Origin of the sequence: Sphingobacterium sp. LRF_L2 (assembly GCF_965644235.1) — a bacterium.
In the GTDB taxonomy this organism is placed as follows: domain Bacteria; phylum Bacteroidota; class Bacteroidia; order Sphingobacteriales; family Sphingobacteriaceae; genus Sphingobacterium.
This window is the reverse complement of record NZ_CBFFRI010000007.1, coordinates 337344-360089: the sequence shown is the minus strand read 5'-3', so window position 1 is coordinate 360089 and position 22746 is coordinate 337344. Positions and strand designations below refer to the sequence as shown.

Below are 22746 nucleotides of genomic sequence, written 5' to 3'. Positions count from 1 at the left end.
GCCGCTTTTTGCCCGCAGCATAACTGTTGCTTGTGGTGTAAAATGATGGAAATAAGAAGCCCCTCAACCCGTTTATTTTGTGACCTAAGGTTGAGGGGCGATATGCTTTTTTTATTAACTACTTTTTACGTAAAGAGCCTATTTACAAGGATCGGATGATGGTGTACGTTCCTGAACCAAGATTCGGAATTTCCAAATAATCACCATTGATCGTGGCATCTATTTTGTTTCCATTGATGCTGAGTTGTCCACTTTGCCCGTTCCCTTTGGGTACGGCGATATGTGCACTGATGTTGACCGGGATCGTGACTTTTAATAGGTAGGTCGACTCATCCTGTTGCCAAGCGACCGCGACATCACCTTTATCTGTGGTATATTTGCCAGAAGCTCGTTGAAGTTGGCCTTTAAAATCTAGAGGTTTGATTTGTATTTGATCGTGTTGTGCACTCAATGGTTTAATACCGAGTACATAGCGTTGGATCCCCATTAATCCAACGGCTCCCCAAGGGTGGCACATACTTTCATTACGTTGATCAGCATCCCAAGATTCCCATGTTGCTGTTCCCCCTTTGCTGACAGTTTGTGCCCAACCGTTCCAATTGGGATTTGTCAACAGTTCAAGAAGGTGCGGGCCTTCTTTCTGTTCGCCTAAGGCTTCCAAAAGAAATCTGACGGTAACCATACCGACACTCATTTTTCCTTCTTTGACTTGTGCGGTTACTTTTTCTACCGACGTAGCGGGAGTCATATTTAATGCCAGCGGAAGCATGTTCGCATGTTGTGATATGTGGAGACTTTGCTGGTTGTTCTCAAGTAAGCCATCAATGTACAGTCCATCTTCTTGCAGGAGTAAGCGATTAAATGCATCTTTCAATTGAATGGCTTTGGTATGAAAAAAAGATTGATCTTCTTTGTTGCCTACCACATGCGCTATTTTCGACATAATATCGAAGTCGGCGTATGCATAGGCATTAATCACGGTGCGCGCTTCAGTATTCATATCGTATCCGAAACGCATAACTGCGGGCCAATCGATAATACCATATTTATAAGCACCGCTACCACCTTTCAAGTGGTGGATAAGTCCCGTTGTTTCGTTTTGGCAATTGGAAACATACATCGCAACCTTGCGTAATTTCTTATAGTTGTCATGTAAAAAATCCAAATTACCTGTTTGCAGGAAATAATCCCATACCCATATCAAGTACTGTTGTGTGTAATCTGGAATATCTCTTTTTCCGTCTACATTAGGGTAAACAGAATTCAAAGCACCTTCTTCAGACCAATATTGATCTTGTGAATCAAGAAATTCCAACAAGGTTCGTAATGTTAGGGCACGCTCACCCATACAGGACATCGTGACTACACTTTGGCTCCATGCATCACCAAGGAAGGCCCCCTTTTCTCTAGTGGGGGTATCAACAAAGCTTTCCTGGGCGCCGAGGACCAGAGAGTGCTGCATCAATGCCCAAACCTCATTGAGCATAGAATTAGAAGAAGTAAAAGATGCCTGTTCAGGTTCGAGTTCAAAATGTCTCGTTATAAAATGGACGTTTGCTACATTAAGTTCGATTGGAGAGTGATCAACTTGTAAATAACGGTAACCGAGATAAACAACAGGTTGGAAGGTCGCTTTGTTACCATTTAATATAAATTGATAGGACAGGTCGGTACTTTGGTTCATTTTTTTAGAAACCTCTCCCGTCGGTTCTAATACAAAACCTCCCCGCATCTGCACGGTATCTCCTGCGTTTCCACCCTCAAAAGAGATTTGAGGAACACCCGCATAAATTTTTCCCAAGTCGATGATGTAACTCCCTGATCCGATTTTTTTTACCGAAACTGGCGTTATTTCTTGTTCTTTTAAATCCGTTAAATCGGGTTGCAATATGCCGTTAAAGGAGGCGGACGGTTGAGCTCCTATAAGCTTTGCGTTCTTCCAGTCGTTGTCGTTAAATTGTGTTGATTGCCAGTTTTCTATGGTTTTTCTGCTATCTATTATGTCGATAAAGCCTATTCCCTCACCATTACGTCGTTTTGTTCCTGGAAGAATATGATCTACAGCATGTTGTCGCCAGGTTTCATCTGTTCCTATGACGGTCTGTGTACCATCTGTGTAGTCGACGATGAGTTTAAGTATAAAACCTCGCTCTCCTTTGGGACGCCCTTGCCCCCCTCCGTACCAATGGGTCATCGACGCGATGCTGTTGGCTCCGTTTTTTAGCTTCGTTGTTACATCGTAACCTTTATAATAAGCGTACTGCGGATAGTGGAAAGCAGCGCCTTTACCCACCGCTTCGCCGTTGATATAAAGTGAATAGCTGTGGTACGCACTGATATATGCAATAGCTCGTTTAATAGGTTTGTCTTTCAATGTTGCTTGTTTTCGGAAATAAGTGTAGTCATTGGCTTCATCGTTATCTCTTTTAATCCAATGAGCACCTTTCCAATCGACATTTGTCAAAAGACCGGTATCGAAATGATGTGTCTCAGACCAGGCTCCAACCTGCCCATCTTTATCCCAAGTACGTACTTTCCAATAATAACGTTTTCCAGCATCTAGCGCCTTGCCTCCATAATATACGTAGTTTTGTTTTCTGGAAATGACCTTCCCAGAATTCCACTGTTTAGCCTGATGCTCTGTTAAGCTTGTCGGTTCTTCAGAAACCAAGAGTTGATAGGCGGATTGGATTTCGTTTTCGTCATCATCTTTGATATGCCAACCGAAGTAAGGCGTGTTATCCGTTCCTACAGGATGTATTTTATCGCTGGTTCGAAGATGGAAGGGAGAACCGGGCATTGCGGCTAAGGCTACATGTGGCCCTAGAAGTATACTGTGGGTTAGAAATAAGAAAAATACAATGCTATTTTTATTCATAATCGGGTTTCTTCTGTTAGGTGTTAAAATCGAAAATCATCCACATAGCTGTTCTGCACTTCTTTTTCTGTTGCCTTCTTTAAAGTCACGTTTTCTAAGAATACATTTTTTACAGGAAGCGCAGCATTGCCATTTATTTTGACGATGAATTTTCCCTGTTCAGCATGGATGTTGGTCAACTGGATGTTTTGAATGGGCGTAAGTTTTTTAACTTTTGTAGGCACCAATGTTCTCCATTGGTACAATACGTCCGTATCGATGCCTAAAATGCCGTCTTTCAAATTATGCGCTTTTACATCATTGAAGTAAATCCCATTGACATATCCGCCCATACGTTCATTTGTTTTAATAAAAAGCAGATGCATAAGATTCGCTTTTGGACCAGCTTCGCAATGCTGTACGGATACATTTTCGATGCCTCCAGACAATTCGCTACCAATTGCTACCAGTTGATGACCATCATTCATGATGCAGTTTCTGATTACAATATTTTTAGAGGGAGTTTTTAGACGCCATCCTTCTGGATTTCGCCCCGATTTGATAGCTACAGCATCGTCGCCCTGATCAAAGATACAGTTTTCGATAAGGATGTTTTGACTCATTTCCGGGTCTATTCCATCGTTGTTATGACCATGTGCATATACATCGATATTTCGTACAACGATATCTTTAGATAGATACAGGTGAACGGTCCAAAAGGGGCTGTTTCTAATTTTAATATTCTCCACCAATACTTGCTCACAGCGATTGAACTGTACAAACTGTGGACGTAAGTTCGATGTATCGTTTACCATGTTTCTCTCCGTTACAGGGAGGCCATCTTGTGCCCAGTTATAGAGTCGTTTGATGCTCTCCATATGTGCTTGTGGCCGTGGAAACCATTTTTTCCAAACCTCCATTTCAGCTTTTATTTCTCCTTCGCCGGTGATAGCTACATTTTTGGCTTCAAAAGCATAGATAAGTGGAGAATAATTGTAACATTCTAAGCCCTCCCAAGAGCTAAAAACAGCTGGAAGGTAATCTTCAGGATCGCCCGAAAATAAAAGTGTAGCTCCTTTTGCGAGATGCAAGTTCACATTGCTCCTGAGGTGTATTTTTTTTGTGAGCCACTCTCCGGCCGGGATAACAACCGTACCCCCTTGTTTACTTGCTGCGGCAATAGCGTTTGAGATTGCGTTAGAAATACGCTCTTTGTCTCCGATAGTGGCTCCAAATTCTGTAATATCAAATGTTGGTGCCGCGCTGAAATCAGGAATCGTGATATCGGGCATGGAGAATGGGGCCTCTACTTTAATTTTCTTCGTTTTAATTTTCGTTTCCTGCGCAAAGCCTGTGCTGACAAGTAAAAAAATGAAGCTTAATGTAAAAATAGATTTATATGTCATGATTATAGGGTTTATAGGTTTATAAAAATAAGGATAATAGTATCTTCTTGCGAATTTTGGGATGCAGGACTGTGCAGGTTGCGCTATTGATGTACTTGCTGAAAAACGTTGCATCGGTCCTTATCAAGATCGGCATAACAAACATTTTACAAACTTCAATCTGTTAACCTATGCATCATAGAAGGGGATAATTTGTCGGTTTCAAAAGCAGGACAGGACACTACAGGTTGCCTTTGAGCGCTTTAGTTGATAGTTTAGAACATCAATTGAAAGTAATTACGCTGACCAAGGTTGATGAACTCATGTTCCACCCTATTTAATTGAAATTATTAAGAATGAAGAGAATATTTATACTATTTACGTTGGTGACTGCCACCCTTTTTTTTCAACAAGCATTGTTGGCTCAAGAACGATTTCCTGATGGTACCCCGATATCTGAGTGGTTTAAAAAGACGGATGTTGCTGCAATTTCCTCACTGGGTAAATCGTTTCGTATTACCGATTTTGGAGTGCTGTCTGACAGTACTATTTTACAGACGGAGAAGATTCAGGCCGTAATCGACAAAGCTGCTCAAGCTGGCGGTGGTGTTGTTATTGTGCCGCGAGGTATTTTTCTGAGTGGATCGTTGTTTTTTAAAGCAAAGACGCATTTACATCTTGAAGAAGGAGCTGTATTAAAAGGGAGCGACGATATTAGTCATTTTTCATTGTTGACAACACGTATGGAAGGTCAAACAGTGAAGTATTTTGCAGCATTGGTAAATGCGGATAAAGTGGATGGCTTTACGGTTTCTGGAAAAGGAACATTGGATGGAAATGGACTTCGTTATTGGAAATCGTTTTGGTTACGTCGTGGATTCAATCCCAACTGTACCAATATGGATGAAATGCGCCCACGAATACTATATATATCGAATAGTAAAAACGTGCAGGTATCAGGAATACATATGAAAAATTCTCCTTTTTGGACTTCCCATTACTATAAAGTTGAAAACCTAAAGCTGCTTAACTTGAGGATTACTGCTCCGGAAAAACCGGTTAAAGCACCGAGCTCAGATGCAGTAGATTTGGATGTTTGCAAAAACGTATTGATTAAGAACTGTTACATGTCGGTAAACGACGATGCAATTGCGTTAAAAGGTGGTAAAGGACCACAATCAGATAAGGATCCAAATAATGGGGAAAACTTCAATATTATTATTGAGGATTGTGAATTTGGTTTTTGCCATAGTGCACTTACTTGCGGTAGTGAGTCTATTCACAGCTATAACGTCATATTTAGAAATAATACGCTGGATAAAGCGAAGAAACTGTTGCAGTTAAAAATGCGTCCGGATACCCCACAGGAATATGAAAATATCCTTATCGAAAATGTGAAAGGTAATGCGTCAAGTCTATTGTTTGTTAAACCTTGGACGCAATTTTTTGATCTGAAAGGTGAAAAGGAGATCAAGATGTCTTACGCTAAAAACATTACTTTACGCAATGTGACCTTAGAATGCGATATATTGTTTGATGTGAATAATTCAGATCAATATAAATTGTCTGATTTTACATTTGAGAATATGAATATTACGGCGAAGAAAAAGTCCTATATTCAACAAGAGTATATTCAAAATTTTCAGCTGAAAAATGTAGTTGTTAATGGAAAGAAAGTGGTCATGAAATAATTTTCCTATGAAATGTCTATGCTTGCAAAGCACAAGCACAAATGAAAGTAACCTGGACATTCCATATGGCCTTTAAAAGTCAAACCGAGTGAAACGAGCTCATTTATTCCAATGAAATCTAACACTCCTAATTAATTATTTACAGATATGAAACGTGTTTATCGACTGCATATAGACGCTATTAAGAAGTTGTTATTGCTTGGCATGTGTATGCTCGCAGCAATGGCTACCTATGCACAACGTCAGGTTGAGTTTCTTGATCGTGGGCTCGTAGCAATGAAAGCAAATGAGCATGCTGCATTTTTGAGTTGGCGTCTTCTGGCATCTGATGCCTATGAAACGCCGTTTCATATATACAGGCAGTATGAGGGAAACAAAAAAGTTCGTCTGACGGACAAACCGTTGCTACAGGGTACGAATTTTGAAGACAAGCAGGTCGATTTGAAGCAAAATGTTACCTATTTCTTGACGCGTATAGATGGTAAAAAAGAGCGAGCAGAAGGGCAGATAACACTTTCGTCGGATGCAGCGGTGCAACCTTATTTGGAACTCCCTTTAAAGACTCCTGCAGGATATACACCCGGTGATGCTTCCGTAGGTGACTTGGACGGAGATGGTATTTATGAAATTATCGTGCATCAAACCGGTAAAGGACACGATAATGCACATAATGGAATCACGGATGAGCCAATTTTTCAGGCTTATAAATTAGACGGAACCTTGCTTTGGGAAATCAATTTAGGGAAAAATATCCGTGAGGGGGCTCATTATACACAGTTTATGGTATACGATCTTGATGGAGATGGCCGCGCAGAGTTTGTATGCAAGACCGCCGATGGAACACGTGATGGCTTGGGTAAGATTATTGGAGATAGCAAAGCGGATTGGCGAGATACGATTCCAAATTCTCGTACCCTAGGCCGTATTTTAGAGGGGCCGGAATTCCTTACGGTTTTTGATGGCCTCACCGGAGAGGCGTTGAGTACGGTTGATTATCTGCCTGAGCGCGGAGATCTGCGCAGCTGGGGCGATACAAATGCAAATCGCTCTGATCGCTTTTTGGCCTGTGTGGCTTATTTGGATGGCGTACACCCTAGCGTTGTTATGACGCGAGGTTACTATGAGCGTACAGCATTGGCGGCCTGGGATTTTAAAGATAAAAAATTAGTCAGCCGATGGGTTTTTGATAGCAAGACCCGTAATAATACCTACTCAGGCCAAGGGTATCATAACCTGACGGTTGCAGATGTGGATCAGGATGGAAGAGATGAGATTGTTTTTGGGTCTATGGTTATTGATGATAATGGAAAGGGATTATATAGTACAGGACTGGGACACGGTGACGCGCTGCATGTCACAGATTTAGATCCAGATCGCCCCGGTCTTGAAATTTTTGGAATACATGAGTTGAAGGGGGGAAGAAAAGGTATTGGAGCTGCTCTACTCGATGCGCGAACAGGAGAGATCTTATTTAAAGGAGCAATTGATCAAGATGTTCCGCGTGGAGTTGCTGCAAATATTGATCCCAATCATAAGGGAGCGTACATGTGGTATTTGGGATCGAAGTCTCTTTTTGATATGAAAGGGAATGTGGTTGGCCAAGCGCCTCGATCTACAAATTTTTTGATTTGGTGGGATGCTGATTTAAGCAGAGAGTTACTCAATGGCAATTCCATTGAGAAATACCAACAGGGGCTAATTTTTAAAGCAGCGGGAGCCTCTTCTATCAATGGAACGAAAAGTACGCCAAATCTTAGTGCAGATATATTGGGCGATTGGAGAGAGGAGTTGATTCTACGTTCGGACGATAATCAATCCTTACGCATATATACGACCACTATTCCCACCGAACATCGCCTTTATACGCTCATGCATGATCCACAATATCGCTTAAGTGTAGCTTGGCAAAATGTGGCGTATAATCAGCCACCACATACGGGCTATTACTTGGGAACAGGTATGGAAGAGCCGACCAAACCGGATGTGCAAATCGTTCGGCCAGAGCGTGGGAATGCTATTGCAGTACCAAAGCCTTTGTATAGAGATCCTCTGGAAGATGGTGCTGCGGATCCCGTTATTGTTTGGAATAAGCAAGAAAAACAATGGTATATGTTCTATACCAATAGAAGGGCAAAGTCGGAAGGATTGCAAGGAGTTACTTGGGTTCATGGAACGGCTATAGGGATTGCAAAATCGACAGATGGTGTCCATTGGCAGTATCTTGATACCGCAAAGTTTAGCTCGCCAAGGAGTACAGCAACACTCTGGGCTCCTGATGTCATTGAACATAAGGGTGTTTATCATATGTATGTGACAGTTGTACCTGGTATTTTTGATGATTGGAAGCATGAACGTACGATTGAACATTTCACAAGTAAGGATTTATTGCATTGGAAATATCAGTCTACGCTGAATTTGTCGTCCGATAAAGTAATCGATGCTTCGGTGCTACAACTTCCAGATGGGGGATGGCGCATGTGGTACAATAATGAAAAAGATGGTAAATCTGTTTATTATGCGGATAGTAAAGATCTGTACCATTGGGAAGATAAAGGGAAGGCTGTGGCCACCCGAGGAGAGGGACCAAAGGTGTTTTTCTGGCGAGGCAGTTACCGTATGATTGTTGACACCTGGAAAGGTCTTGCGGTTTATCGTTCCGTGGACTTAAAAAATTGGGAAAAGCAACCGGATTTGTTATTGGATAAACCGGGTAAAGGGACAGACGATCAGGTGATTGGAGGGCATCCCGATGTTTTGGTTCTCCACGACCGTGCTTATTTGTACTACTTTACCCATCCAGGGCGCACGATACAAAATCAGGGAAAGGATAGTTATGAGCAGCGCCGCAGCAGTATACAACTTGTGGAATTGCACGATACAGATGGCATCATTTCCTGTGATAGAGATGTTGTGCAGTTTGCTAATTTAACGATAGACTAGGAAATGAATAAAAAAATGATAAGAAATTTGCTGTTAATTGCAGTAGGAATTTGTCTACTTGCTTTTGGTGTAGAAAGGAAACCAACGGTTTATCTAATTGGGGATTCAACCGTGCGAAATAGTAATGAACAATATTGGGGATGGGGATCTCTTCTTTCCGATTTTTTGGATACGGCAAGAATAAGCGTTGCGAATCATGCAATGGCAGGACGGAGCACACGAACTTTTCGTAAGGAAGGACGATGGGATAAGGTTGACTCACTCCTGAAGAAGGGTGACTATCTATTAATTCAGTTTGGGCATAATGAAGGAAGTAAACCCGATACCTCGAAACAGGGATATAGAGGGGTGTTGCCCGGAATAGGGAAAGATTCGGTGGTGCTCGATTGGGGGAATGGTAATCACGAGACAGTGCGTAGCTATGGAGAAAATTTACGGCGTTTTGTTCGTGCAGCAAAAGAGAAAGGCGTGACGCCTGTCATTCTTTCGATGATTCCCAGAAATCAGTGGGACGATAAAGGGCATGTGAAACGTGCCGATAAGGATTTTGGTCTTTGGGCGCAGCAGATTGCGAAAGAAGAACAAGTTGCCTTTGTGGATCTCAATGCCATAACGGCAAATAAATATGATCAATTGGGCGCCGATAAAGTGAAGAAAAAATATTTCCCGGGAGACCATACGCACACCAATTATGATGGAGCCATGGAAAATGCGGCTTCCGTTGTCGAAGGTCTACAACAGATAAAACATCCTCTAGCAAATTACATCAGATAATGAAAAATAAGAAAAGTTTTGTGTGGCAACTTGTCGCTTGTGCCGCTGTGGTAGCTTTATGTTCCTTCATGTGGAAGGGGGATAAGCCTACATTATTTGTTATAGGTGATTCCACGGTCAAAAATGGACGAGGAGATGGTGGTAACGGACAGTGGGGCTGGGGAAGTTTTATCGCAGGTTACTTTGACACGAATAAGATTGCTGTTAAGAACCATGCCTTAGGGGGAACAAGCACGCGTACGTTCTACAATAATCCAAAACTTTGGCAAAAAGTGCTAGATAGTATAAGGCCAGGGGATTATGTAATCATGCAATTTGGACATAACGATTCTAGTCCGATCGTTGATACCACCCGCGCCCGGGGGACTATTCGAGGAAATGGCGATGAATTCCAAGAGGTAAATAATCCGCTGTTAAAACAACAGGAAATGGTATATAGCTATGGTTTTTATCTACGTCGATTTGTGAAAAATATACAAGACAAGGGAGCGACGGCTATTATATGTTCTCCTATTCCTCGGAATGCTTGGGAAGGTAATCTCGTCCGCCGGTCCGACTACGCCAAATGGGCAGAAGCAGCAGCACAACAAGTGGGTGTGTCGTTTATTCCGTTGCAAGATCTCGTGATCCAACAATATGAAAAATTGGGGAAAGCGGAAGTGGAGACGAAATTTTTCGGAGCTACAGACGCTACGCACACCATTAAAGATGGAGCGGAGCTCAACGCATCATTGGTCGCAACCTACATTGCGAACCATCGTGAAATCGGTTTAAAAAGCTATCTGAAAAAATAGCAAACGCGAAGAAAAGTCTTCATGATTTGTAGGAAGTTCCTTGTCGTCGCAGGATACGACAGGTTGCTCACTGTAAAATATAATGGTATTATAGCTGATGGAACAGTGCTTGTCGGCCAAATTAAAAGGGCAGTTGGGCAGTTTCTTTCGGTGAATAAATGAATTATCCAAAAAAGTATGATTAGAGGAAGAAGAATTACGTATAGTTTTGTTATGGCATTGGTGTTTGTTGTCTTTGGTGCGTGTGCCACGAAGAGACAATCGGAAACAAAATCAACAAGTAAGCAAGAGGTATTGGCTGTGTTGCGCTCTACCAATGCATACTTTATGAATAAATGGCCTGATACGGGTAAGCCTATCTACACCAATCGTTGGCGTCCTAGTAATATTTGGACAAGAGCTGTATACTATGAAGGACTGATGGCATTGTACGGCATTGATGCCGATAAAAGGTACTACGATTATGCAGTGGATTGGGGGACGCAACATAAATGGGGATTGCGTAATGGCATTGAAACACGTAATGCCGATGACCAGGCTTGTGGACAAACCTATCTTGATCTTTATGAGATCGACCCACAACCGGAGCGTCTTCATGATATTAAGAAAAATATAGATTATGTGATAGCTTCCGGGAAGGTTGATGATTGGACATGGATCGATGCTATTCAAATGGCCATGCCTATCTATGCGAAACTTGGTGTTATGTTTAAGGAACCCCAATATTTTGACTATATGTACAAAATGTATGTACATTCCAAAAATGTTGAGGGCGGTGGTTTATACAATAAAGAGGACAAGCTGTGGTGGCGGGATAAGGATTTTGTTCCTCCTTATAAAGAGCCGAACGGAGAAGATTGTTATTGGTCCCGCGGTAATGGTTGGGTTGTTGCGGCCTTGGTCCGCGTTTTGGAACTTATCCCTGCCGACGAGAAACATAGAAATGAGTATTTACAAGATTATCGGGAGTTGATGGAAGGAGCGTTGGCTGTACAGCGAGCAGATGGCTTTTGGGATGTAAGTCTCCATGATCCTACAAATTTCGGAGGAAGAGAAACTTCGGGCACTGCATTATTTGCTTATGGAATGGCTTGGGGCATAAATCAAGGACTTTTGGATGCCAATATCTATCGTCCAGCTCTGGATAAAGCTTGGAACGCTATGGTAAAGGAAGCGGTCCACCCTTCTGGTTTCTTGGGCTATTTACAAGGAACAGGAAAAGAACCTAAAGATGGACAGCCCGTGAGTTTTTCTAGTGTGCCAGATTTTGAAGATTATGGATTGGGCTGTTTCCTACTTGCAGGCACAGAAATTTATAAAATGCTAGATAAAAAGTAAAATCTCATAACCGTCGATCACATGTACAGAGGGAGTCTTTTAATTCTTGTTTTATGTTGCTGGGCAATCCTTCTTCAAGGACAGGAGCGACAAAGCTATAGTTTCAATGCATCCTGGCGGATGCATGTTGGTGATGTTACGGATGCATCGTCGTCGTCTTTTGACGATAGTGCATGGCAAGCTGTTACCTTACCTCACGCTTGGAACGAGGATGAGGCTTTTCTTAAACCAATTCACGAACATAGTACGGCGGTTGTTTGGTATCGGAAGAAGTTTTTTTTGCCAAAAGATGTTCCTCATGAAAAAGTTTTTCTGGAGTTTGAAGGCGTGCGCATGGGGGCAGAGTTCTATGTGAATGGAAAATTCGTTGGCCGTCACGAGAACGGAGTGATGGCGGTGGGGTTGGATATATCACAAGAACTGCTAAAAGAGGGAGAGAATCTTGTTGCAGTGCGGACAGATAACAGTTGGTCTTATAGAGAAAAGGAAACAAATAGTACCTATCAATGGAATGATAAAAATTTCAACGCAAATTATGGAGGTATACCTAAAAATGTTTGGATACATTTTGCGGGTAGTCTGTATCAAACGTTACCGCTGTTTTCAAACCTAGGTACTACTGGGGTTTATATTTATGCAACGGCTATTGACATCCCTAAAAAAAGCCTACAGCTTCATGTCGAGTCGCAAGTGCGTAATGAGACGGGAAAGGAACAAAAAGGAGAGTTTGTGGTCGAAGTATTAGATGCATCGGGAAATTTAGTCAAGACCTTTCGAAAAGCGTATACCGTCGCGGCGGGAGCCACAGACGTGCTGTCGGTCAGCAGTACCCTAGCTCAGGTACATTTTTGGAATTGGGGATATGGCTATTTATATACAGTAAAAACAACGTTGTTGAGTGCTGGAGATGTTTTGGATGTGGTCAGTACGCGTACCGGGTTTAGAAAGACCGCCTTTAAAGAAGGGCAGGTGGTTCTAAATGATCAGGTGCTTATGATGAAGGGATACGCGCAACGAACAAGTAATGAATGGCCTGCAGTGGGGCTTTCGATAGCGCCTTGGTTAAGCGATTTTAGCAATAAGCTGATGGTGGAAAGTAATGCAAACCTAGTTCGTTGGATGCATGTTACACCTTGGCGTCAAGATGTAGAATCTTGTGATCGTGTAGGAATTATGCAGATGTTGCCTGCTGGTGATGCCGAGAAGGATGTTGAGGGACGACGATGGGAGCAAAGAAAGGAATTGATGCGCGATGCCATTATTTACTACCGAAATAGCCCTAGTGTGCTATTTTATGAAAGTGGCAATGAATCCATATCTGAATCCCATATGGCCGAAATGAAGGCTATTCGTGATCGTTTCGATCCACATGGTGGTAGAGCGATAGGATCGAGAGAAATGTTGGATAGTAAACTCGCCGAATATGGTGGTGAGATGTTGTATATTAACAAAAGTGCAAAACACCCCATGATTGCAACGGAATATATGCGTGATGAGGGGTTAAGGAAGTATTGGGATGAATATACTTACCCTTTTCATCAAGAGGGAGAGGGACCTCTTTATAAAGGGAATGACGCTAGTGATTACAATAGGAATCAAGACCAGCATGCTGTTGAGGCAGTTCGCCGTTGGTGGGAATATTGGAAAGTTAGGCCAGGTACGGGAAAGCGCGTCAGCTCTGGGGGTGTTAATATTATTTTTTCAGATTCAAACACTCATTTTCGAGGTAAGGAAAATTATCGCCGTAGTGGCGAAGTTGATGCGATGCGTATTCCAAAAGACGCTTTCTATGCTCATCAGGTGATGTGGAATGGTTGGGTTGATCCCGATCCAAGGGGGCTGCATATCATTGGACACTGGAACTATGAACCGGAAGTAACAAAGGATATACAGGTTATTGCTGCTGGTGAGAAAGTGGAGCTACTTGTTAACGGTAAAAGTTTGGGCTTTGGTGAACGATCGTCTCATTTTCTATTTACTTTTCCCAATATTCGTTTTGAAGCGGGAGAATTGAAGGCTCGTTCTTACGCGATGGATGGCGGGTTGCTTAACGAAAAAACTATCCAAACGGCAGGGATCCCCTATAGACTCAAGCTAAATTATAAACATGGCGAAAATGGTTTATTTGCAGACGGTCATGATATGGTGCTCGTTGAGGTGGAAGTGCTTGATAAAAATGGACAGCGTTGCCCTACAGCGACTGATATGATAGATTTCCAATGGAGCGGACCTATGGATTGGCGTGGCGGCATTGCACAAGGACCAAATAACTTTGTGTTGTCGGAATCGTTACCCGTGGAATGTGGTATTAACAGAGTGTTGCTGCGTACAAGATACGGTGAGTCTGGCAACGTAAAAGTAAAAGCAACGGCGAATGGTCTTTTAGCTGACAGTTTACACTGGGAGGTTTCGCCTGTAGAAGATATACAGGGCTTATTTACAAAGGCTTCTTCGATGGCTTTGCCTAGTAATTTGGACCGAGGTGAAGGATTGCAAGAACCTGTTTTACAAGCAAGCCGGGAAACCTTGGTCATACAGAAAGCTGTTGCTGGATCGAATCAAGCGAATGCTACGGCTTCATTTGATGATAATGAACTTTCAGATTGGGTAAACGATGGTAAGCTGGAAACAGCTTGGATCGAATATACATTGGCCAAACGTTCGGACATTGATGAGATCGATTTAAAGTTGAATAATTTTAGATCGCGCGTTTACCCTTTGCAGATCTTTGTTGACGATAAGCTAATTTATGAAGGAGTTACAAAAACAAGTTTAGGCTATTATAGCTTGCCTGTACCTCGGACAAAAGGACGTCGTGTAAAAATACAATTGCAGGGGAGCTCCTATGTAAGTCAGGTAAACGAACATCTAGAGGTCGGTGGAAAAAAATTAGATGATGGTGTGGCACGCGATGATGCCCATACTAAAGGAACATTAAGTATTATTGAAATAGATATCCATAAAAAATTATAATCATGCAGAAGATAGCTTTTAAAATGAAGTTGAAGCCAGAGATGAAAGAAGAGTATGAAAAGAGACATGCCGAGATCTGGCCAGCGTTAGTGGATCTGTTGAAAGAAAACGGGATATCGGATTATACGATATTCTTCGATGAGGATTCGGACACATTGTTTGCTGTTCAACAATTGACAGGGAGCTCTTCTCAAGATCTTGGGAAAACTGAGATAGTACAGCGTTGGTGGAAGTATATGGCTGATATTATGGAGACCAATGCCGATTTTTCACCTGTATCGATTCCATTAACGAAGGTTTTTCATTTAGACTAAGCTTGCATGAAGAAAAGATGGATTGGATTACTCTGTAGTGGGTTATTGTTGTCAAGTTCCTATGCGCAGGAATTGTGGCCCACAGTAACCAAGGAAATGAAACCTTGGACGCGTTGGTGGTGGCTCGGGTCGGCTGTTGATAAACCAAATCTGGACCGGGAGTTGAAACTCTTGCATGAAGCCGGTTTCGGCGGAGTTGAGGTGACACCGATCTACGGAGCAAAGGGCTTCGAGAAACGTTATATCCCTTATTTATCCACTGATTGGATGGAAATGTTGGGATTTACAACAAAGAAAGCCCATGATTTGGATATGGGAGTTGACATGAATCTGGGTACGGGATGGCCCTTTGGAGGTCCTCAAGTCGAAGAACAATATGCCGCTACACGTTTTTTTTTAGATGAGTTAGGCTTAAAAAAGGGCGAAAAACTTTCTTTCCCTTTAAAGGTCAGTGATGCCAAGCAATCCTTTAGTCAATTGCAGGCACTACGTGCTTTTAATCTTCAAGGTGAAGAAGTTAACTTAGATCATTTCATTGGTCAATCGAGTGGCAGTTGGCAGGCTCCTGAAGATGTTCGTCTTGTCGCACTTTTTACAGGTCGTACACGGCAAAAAGTGAAACGTGCTGCTCCTGGTGGTGAGGGTTTCACCTTAGATCATCTCGGCGCATCTGCTGTACAGCAATATCTTTCTTATTTTCAGGGGAAATTTCAGCGTGGTGCTCCTCAAGTGCGCTCATTTTTCAATGATAGTTATGAAGTCTATGGCGCCAATTGGACGGATGGGTTTCTGAAAGAATTCGAGAAAAGAAAAGCATATAAGTTAGAGGATCATTTGTTAGATTTTGCAGGTCTTGGAAAAAATAAAGAGAGGGAGGGGCGCGTAAAATCTGATTATCGTGAAGTGGTCAGTGCCATACTTCGGGATAATTTCCTGATTCCTTTTACGGACTTTGCGCATCGAAATGGTGCTTTATCTCGAAATCAAGCGCATGGATCACCAGGGAATTTGATTGATTTGTACGCAAGTACAGATATTGCTGAGTGTGAGACTTTCGGCTCCAGTTTCTTCGATATACCTGGTCTTCGTCGCGACAGTGCCGATATTCGGAATGTGGATCCCGATCCGATGATGTTTAAATTTGCATCCTCTGCTACACACACAAGCGGCAAGAAGTATACTTCATCCGAAACATTTACATGGCTCACAGAACATTTTAGGACCTCGCTTGGACAGGCAAAACCAGAGGTAGAGCAGCTCTTTTTGGCAGGTGTCAATCACGTGTTTTATCATGGTACGACTTATTCTCCGCAAGATGCACCTTATCCGGGTTGGTTGTTTTATGCATCCGTTAATTTTACGCCTAATAATTCGTTTTGGGCGCATCTGCCAGGGTTAAATAACTATGTTACAAGGGTGCAGTCGGTTCTACAGACAACGCAAGCAGATAACGAGTTGTTGATTTATTGGCCTATTTACGACATATGGCACGATACGACATCTAGTTTTAAACAGTTGAGTGTGCATCATGTTGATGACTGGTTACACCCTACAGCGTTTTATAAACGCAGTATAGCCTTACAACGTGCAGGTTATAGCTTTGATTTTGGAACGGATCGTATCATTGCAAATGCCGCCGTACAGGGATCTGATATTTTGACAGCTAAAGGGGCTAGACCTTATAAAGTAATCTATATTCCGACGGCACACTATTTTTCCGAAGAGACCCTAATTAAGCTCTTGGATTTAGCAGAAAATGGTGCAACGCTTATTTTTGAGACCCTGCCTAAAGATGTCGCGGGCTTTGATCGGTTAGAGGAACGTAGATCATTGTTCAATAAAACGCTGGCGAAATTAAATTTTCAGAAGGACAAAGACAACCAATATATACGTCTCGGTAAAGGAAAGGTGTATTTGACGAAGGATGTGTTTTCGGCCTTGGAAACAGAAGCAGTTTTTGCAGAACGTGTGGTGCGCTCTGGATTGAAATTTTCTAGAAGAGTAGACGGTGCTGATACTTACTACTACTTTGTGAACCATGGCAAGGCTGCGGTTGATGGCCATTTTAAACTGAATACGAACGCAAAATATTATACTTTACTGGATCCGCAGACGGGTAAGATTTTTTCGCTCCCACTGCAGGAGGATGGACTTTTAAGATTACAGGTTCCTTCGGGTTATTCTTGGATTGTATTGGCCTCTGATCAAAAGAAGGCGACGACACCTTTCCATTATTTCGATCAAGCCAAGGAAGAAACTGTTTTTACGAATCCATGGAACGTTAGTTTTCAGCAGGGAGGGCCTGGCTTACCAAAATCACGAACGCTTTCTACATTAGATTTTTGGACAAACTGGAATGACAAAGCTGCAGATAAATTTGCTGGCACTGGCTGTTACGAGACGTCTTTTGTTTTACAAAAGGCAGTAGGTAAATCGTATCTCTTGCAATTGGGGAGGGTAGCGGAAAGTGCGCGCGTATCTATCAACGGAAAAGAGGCAGGAATTGTTTGGGCGAGTCCGTTTGAGGTCGAAATTGGAGATTTGCTGCAAGAGGGTAATAATACTATTCGCATAGAAGTTGCCAACTTAATGGCAAACCGCATGAGGGATTTAGACCAACAAAAATTCTCTTGGCGGAATTATCATGAAATTAATTTTGTTAATATCGATTATAAAGATTTTGATGCAAGTCAGTGGAAGATCATGGACAGTGGTTTAAAAGGCCCTGTAAAACTACTTCGTTACTAATAGATTTTGAAGGTTCTTTATTGAAACGGCTGTCTGCTCCAGACAGCCGTTTTTTTTACTATGACGATATGAAATGTCCATGATTGCAAACCGAATGAATTTTCGTCATTCGACATGAGAGTGCATGACAGTTCATTCGAGGATACTGATTACATTGGAAATAGAGAACCTTATAAATCTTTTGAGGACTAACATTTATAAATCTATGAGAACTACAATTTGGTTAAGTTGTTTCCTTGCGGTCTTACTTGGTTTTGTTCAAGAAACTATGGGGCAAGAGCAATGGAAAGGAAAAGTGGTCGATGCATCACAACGGCCTATTGCGGGCGTTTCAGTCCGTGTCAAGGAGGATGCTGCTCGAATAACATCTTCGGATGGTGAAGGAAATTTTACGCTTCAGGCAAAGATAGGTGAAACCCTGATCTTTTCATCAGTAGAGTATGCTTCACAAGAGATTACATTGACGAGTTTGGGCGACCTCCTTGTTACAATGAAGTCTAAAGATGAAATTTTAGATGAGGTTGTTGTGATCGGCTATGGATCACAGAAAAGATCTAATTTAATTGCGCCAGTTTCTAAGTTTAATGCACAGGGGTTGGAAGAGCGTCCGGTTGTTCGAGTGGATCAAGCTTTGGTCGGCCAGATGTCTGGGGTGCGTGTAAAGCAAACAACGGGTGTTCCTGGAAAGGGTTTGAGTGTACAGGTTCGGGGTTCGGGGTCCGTTACGGCAGGTAGCGAACCTCTTTATGTAATCGATGGATTTCCTTTAGCGACAGCGGCACCAAATGGTTCTGGCAATTACGCTTCGGGAAACCCTTTAGATAATATCAATCCGAACGATATTGAGTCTATTGAAGTCTTGAAGGATGCGTCAGCGGCAGCAATATATGGTTCAAGGGCTGCTAATGGCGTCGTGTTGATCACTACGAAACGTGGAAAATCAGGGCAACCGAAATTGTCCTTTAACACCTATCTGGGGGCATCTGAAGCATACAAGAAGCTTGATATGTTGAATGGTGAGGAGTGGATCGACCGTGCGGTTGAAATGATCAACGCCCAATGGGTCGCTTCGGGAACGGGACGGATGGCAAGTCAGACTACTGCTGAACGAAGAGCAATTCTAGGGCTGACTGGCGAAAGTGTCAACAATTCCTATATGTACGATGATAGATGGTTGGAAGATGGACATCCGGGGTTATATCTGATTAATTGGCAAGACGAGGCTTATCGTCGAGGCATGGTTCAGAATTATCAACTTTCGGCCTCTGGAGGAACAGATTATGTGAATTATTATATATCAGGTAATTATCTGGATCAAAAAGGAATCGTGAAAGGCCTGGACTATAAGAATTATACGCTTCGCGCGAACGTTGATGTCAAACCCACAAAAAAAGTTGCTTTTGGTCTTAATTTAGCGCCTACTTATTCCATTATGAATGATCCTGGACTCGAAGGGAAAGATAATATCATGCACCAAATCTACTCTATGTCACCTGTTCAAGATCATCCCGCGGGAACCGTGAATGTTTTTGAAAATGAAAAATATGCTTGGAGTACATCAACGAACGATCCGATTGCAAAATTGGAAAATTACATTGGCGAAAATAAAATAGCACGTGTTTTGGCTACAATGTATGGGCAGTACAGTATATTGGATAATTTGATTTTCAAATCCACGTTAAATGTGGATCACACGGATCGGCAAGGATTCAGCTTCGTTCCTTATACAGTTGCAGGAACATTAGCCAATCGTGTAAATAATCCTAATCAAAGTACATCGGGGTCGAGTGGTAGTTATCGTAAACAAACCTTTGTGAATGAAAATACGCTGACTTATAATTTGGAGATCAGCAAACATAGCATAAATGCATTACTTGGGCATGCGTACAATTACGATCGATTGGATATTTCAACGATAAGTTCGCAAGGGGGCTACACCAATAGTTCGATAAAAACCTTAAATGCCGCTGTCGCAACGGTATCGACGACTACAGCTACAAAAAATTTGATGCTATCCTATTTCGGGCGTTTTCAGTATGCGTATGATAACAAATATTTGTTTTCGGCGAGTATGCGTCGCGATGGTTCTTCTCGTTTTGGAGCAAACACAAAATGGGGCTGGTTTCCCTCCCTGTCTGCGGGATGGCGCATATCTGAGGAATCCCTGATGAAGTCGGTTGATTTTATACAAGATTTGAAAATCAGGGGAAGTTATGGGGAATCCGGTAATAATAATATTGGTGATTACAGCAGTATTGCGACATTGGGCTTTTATAATTATTCGTGGAATGGTGCAACGGCATCAGGACAGGGTCCTAGTAATATTATTAACCCGAATCTAACCTGGGAAAAATCAAAGACATTCGATCTTGGGGTAGATTTTGCCCTTTTCGGATCACGCCTCTCCGGATCTTTTGATTGGTATAGACGTACCAGTAGTAACCTTTTATTGAACGTGCCAGCGATGCTTGCTTCTGGTTTTTCTTCGTATTTGGATAATGCGGGTGAAGTGAAAAGTAGAGGATGGGATTTGGAACTGACGTCAAGAAATATTCAAAAAGAAAACTTTTCTTGGTCAACATCCTTTAACCTAAGCAATAATAGTAACAAGGTCACGAAGTTGGTAGGAGATCAACAAGAAATTCTGATTCCTTCATCTTTTGATATTGAACACAGCATTCTTCGAGTAGGTGAACCTATGTATAGTATCTATGTTGTACAACAAAACGGAATTTTAAGTCAGTCGGACATCGATAATGGAGCGGCATTGTATGGCAGTCAACGAGCGGGGGATCCAAGATATGTGGATGCTAATGGCGATGGTGTCATTAATGCGGATGACCGCGTTATTGTAGGGCATCCTAATCCCGATTATGTATGGGGAATCACAAATGATTTTAAGTATAAAAAATTTGATCTCAGTTTTTTATTTCAAGGACAAAACGGAGGTCATCTCTATTCTTTGCTGGGAAGAGCCTTAGGAAGAACAGGACAGGGATCTACGGATAATGCACTAGGCTTTTATCGGGATCGCTGGCGCTCGGAAGAGGATCCTGGCGAAGGGCGTGTAGGTAAGGCATATTCCACCTTTGGGCGTATTAAAAATACGGATTGGCTTTATTCTTCTGATTATTGGCGACTGAGAAACGTGACTGTAGGTTATAATTTTAAAGACCTTCGTCTTGGAGGCCAGTCGAAGTTGAATACAGGACGAATCTATGTGACACTAGAAAATTTTTGGGGACACGATAAGTATGATGGTGGGCTAAACCCGGAATCTGCAAATACCAACCTCAGTGGTAGTACTACCTATCCAGAAGCTGGTGATTATGGGGGATTGGCTCTGCCTAAGACGATTACTTTTGGTATTAATTTAACATTCTAATACAATGAAGAAGATTTTATATTTAGCGCTAAGCGTAATGTTGTTAAATTCTTGTGATATGGATTTAGATCAACAACCCATATCAAACGCTTCCTCAGAGACTTATTTTCAAACTGTTAATGATTTTACTCAAGGATTGAATGCCGTATATAGCGCTACCCGAGGGTATCCAGATCGGCTGTTGAACTTATCGGAGACGCGTTCAGACAATCTATACGCTGTTTCGGATGGAGGTGTACGCGACTGGGAGGGGATTAACAGTTTTCATAAAACGATAGATGCGAATACATATGTTGTGGAGGCCTGGCAAAGTAATTTTACGGGAATATTTAGGGCGAATAACTTTTTGGAACAATTGGCAACCAAGGGTGAGACTGTCATTATAGATGCCGATGTTCGTCAGCGAATGGAAGGCGAAGCTAGATTTTTGCGTGCTTTTTTCTATTTTGATTTGGTCAGGTATTTTGGAAAGCTTCCTTTAATTGACCGGCCCGTTACTGCAGCAGAAGCAAAGACCATCCCAAGGAGTGCGGTAGCCGATATCTACAACTTTATTGAAGAAGATTTGACTACAGCCATAAATTATCTTCCTGTACTGAGTAGTTATGCGACTGCCGATAAAGGAAGAGCAAATAAATATGCGGCAAAAATGCTTTTAGGATTGGTGTATATGACAAAGTCTGGACCAGATTTGGATGTCGAAGGGAGCGGTTTAAATAGTAATGAATGGGGCAAGGCTATTGAACAATTTAACGACATTATTGCCGGAAATGAGTTTAGTATGCTATCAAGTTATGATGCTATTTTCAATTATAGTAATGAACATAATGCTGAAGTGATCTTTAATATTGAGTACTCCAGTGGTGCGAATCCTGTTGTGGGTGCAACATTTCCTTGGGTATTGGTTCCTGATACTTGGTTTCAATCTTATGGATATGGTGCGCAAGGAGGGCTAACGATTCGGCCAGTGGCAGAAGATCTATTAGATAAGTATACGAGTGAGGATGTTCGGAAAACGTTTAGCATCCAGAGTGGATATACCAATGCGAATGTCGTAGAGACTAGATCCTTTATTAAGAAATTTGTTGATATAACAAAAGTTCCGACCAGCAGTAGGTTGGATTGGCCAATAAACTTTATTGTTTTTCGTTATACTGACCTCTTGTTGTTGAAGGCCGAATGTGTGCTGAATGGTGCAAGCGGAAGTACGACGACCGATGTAGACGCAGTGGTTAATGCCGTGCGAACAAGAGCGGGGCTCACTGGTACAGCTTTGGTAGGTGTTACCAAGGCACAGCTTTTGGAAGAAAGAAGAAGAGAATTGATCGGGGAAGGTACGCGTTGGTTCGATCTTATCCGTTCGGGTACCGTGGAAGCAACGATGAAGAGTTGGATTGCTGCAGAAGATGTGGGCGGACAGATGGAGGACTTTATTGTAGACTATGTTCTTTATCCAGTGCCACAGTCCGAATTTAATACGACGCCTGGTTTATACGAACAGAACAAGGGGTATTAAATTCAATATTTTTTAGCTATAGAACCATTGT

Annotated in this window: 12 protein-coding genes; 10 read left to right on the top strand and 2 right to left on the bottom strand. The window is 42.2% G+C overall.

Annotated elements, in window-relative coordinates:
- Window positions 1-142 precede the first annotated feature (142 nt).
- Window positions 143-2878, bottom strand: a complete 2736-nt coding sequence (locus ACSZOX_RS16040; protein WP_437921087.1) for a family 78 glycoside hydrolase catalytic domain — start codon at window positions 2876-2878, stop codon at window positions 143-145.
- A 23-nt stretch (window positions 2879-2901) separates the two neighbouring features.
- Complete coding sequence (locus tag ACSZOX_RS16035) at window positions 2902-4263, bottom strand: glycoside hydrolase family 28 protein (protein WP_437921086.1); 1362 nt, start codon at window positions 4261-4263, stop codon at window positions 2902-2904.
- A gap of 335 nt (window positions 4264-4598) precedes the next feature.
- Between ACSZOX_RS16035 and ACSZOX_RS16030 the strand changes: the two genes are divergently transcribed.
- The 10 genes from ACSZOX_RS16030 (at window position 4599) to ACSZOX_RS15985 (ending at window position 22715) form a co-directional block, all read left to right on the top strand.
- On the top strand, window positions 4599-5933 hold the full coding sequence (locus tag ACSZOX_RS16030; RefSeq protein WP_437921085.1) for a rhamnogalacturonidase: 1335 nt from the start codon (window positions 4599-4601) through the stop codon (window positions 5931-5933).
- Between the two features lie 147 nt (window positions 5934-6080).
- Window positions 6081-8873 (top strand): hypothetical protein, encoded by a 2793-nt coding sequence (locus ACSZOX_RS16025; protein ID WP_437921084.1) that lies wholly within the window; start codon window positions 6081-6083, stop codon window positions 8871-8873.
- Window positions 8874-8888: 15 nt separating this feature from the next.
- A complete protein-coding gene (locus ACSZOX_RS16020; protein ID WP_437921083.1) occupies window positions 8889-9647 on the top strand; it encodes a rhamnogalacturonan acetylesterase in 759 nt (252 codons plus the stop codon).
- Entirely contained in the window at window positions 9647-10441 is a 795-nt protein-coding gene (locus ACSZOX_RS16015; RefSeq protein ID WP_437921082.1) for a rhamnogalacturonan acetylesterase, read from the top strand. The genes ACSZOX_RS16020 and ACSZOX_RS16015 overlap by 1 nt, the downstream gene beginning before the upstream one ends.
- Before the next feature lie 177 nt (window positions 10442-10618).
- Window positions 10619-11779 carry a glycoside hydrolase family 88/105 protein gene (locus ACSZOX_RS16010; RefSeq protein WP_437921081.1) on the top strand — a complete coding sequence of 387 codons (1161 nt, stop codon included), beginning with the start codon at window positions 10619-10621 and terminating at the stop codon, window positions 11777-11779.
- A 21-nt stretch (window positions 11780-11800) separates the two neighbouring features.
- Complete coding sequence (locus tag ACSZOX_RS16005) at window positions 11801-14752, top strand: sugar-binding domain-containing protein (protein WP_437921079.1); 2952 nt, start codon at window positions 11801-11803, stop codon at window positions 14750-14752.
- Window positions 14753-14754: 2 nt separating this feature from the next.
- Complete coding sequence (gene rhaM, locus ACSZOX_RS16000; RefSeq protein ID WP_437921078.1) at window positions 14755-15066, top strand: L-rhamnose mutarotase; 312 nt, start codon at window positions 14755-14757, stop codon at window positions 15064-15066.
- A gap of 6 nt (window positions 15067-15072) precedes the next feature.
- Complete coding sequence (locus tag ACSZOX_RS15995) at window positions 15073-17814, top strand: glycosyl hydrolase (protein WP_437921077.1); 2742 nt, start codon at window positions 15073-15075, stop codon at window positions 17812-17814.
- 205 nt (window positions 17815-18019) lie between these two features.
- On the top strand, window positions 18020-21199 hold the full coding sequence (locus tag ACSZOX_RS15990) for a SusC/RagA family TonB-linked outer membrane protein (RefSeq protein ID WP_437921076.1): 3180 nt from the start codon (window positions 18020-18022) through the stop codon (window positions 21197-21199).
- Between the two features lie 4 nt (window positions 21200-21203).
- Window positions 21204-22715 (top strand): RagB/SusD family nutrient uptake outer membrane protein, encoded by a 1512-nt coding sequence (locus tag ACSZOX_RS15985; RefSeq protein WP_437921075.1) that lies wholly within the window; start codon window positions 21204-21206, stop codon window positions 22713-22715.
- Window positions 22716-22746 lie beyond the last annotated feature (31 nt).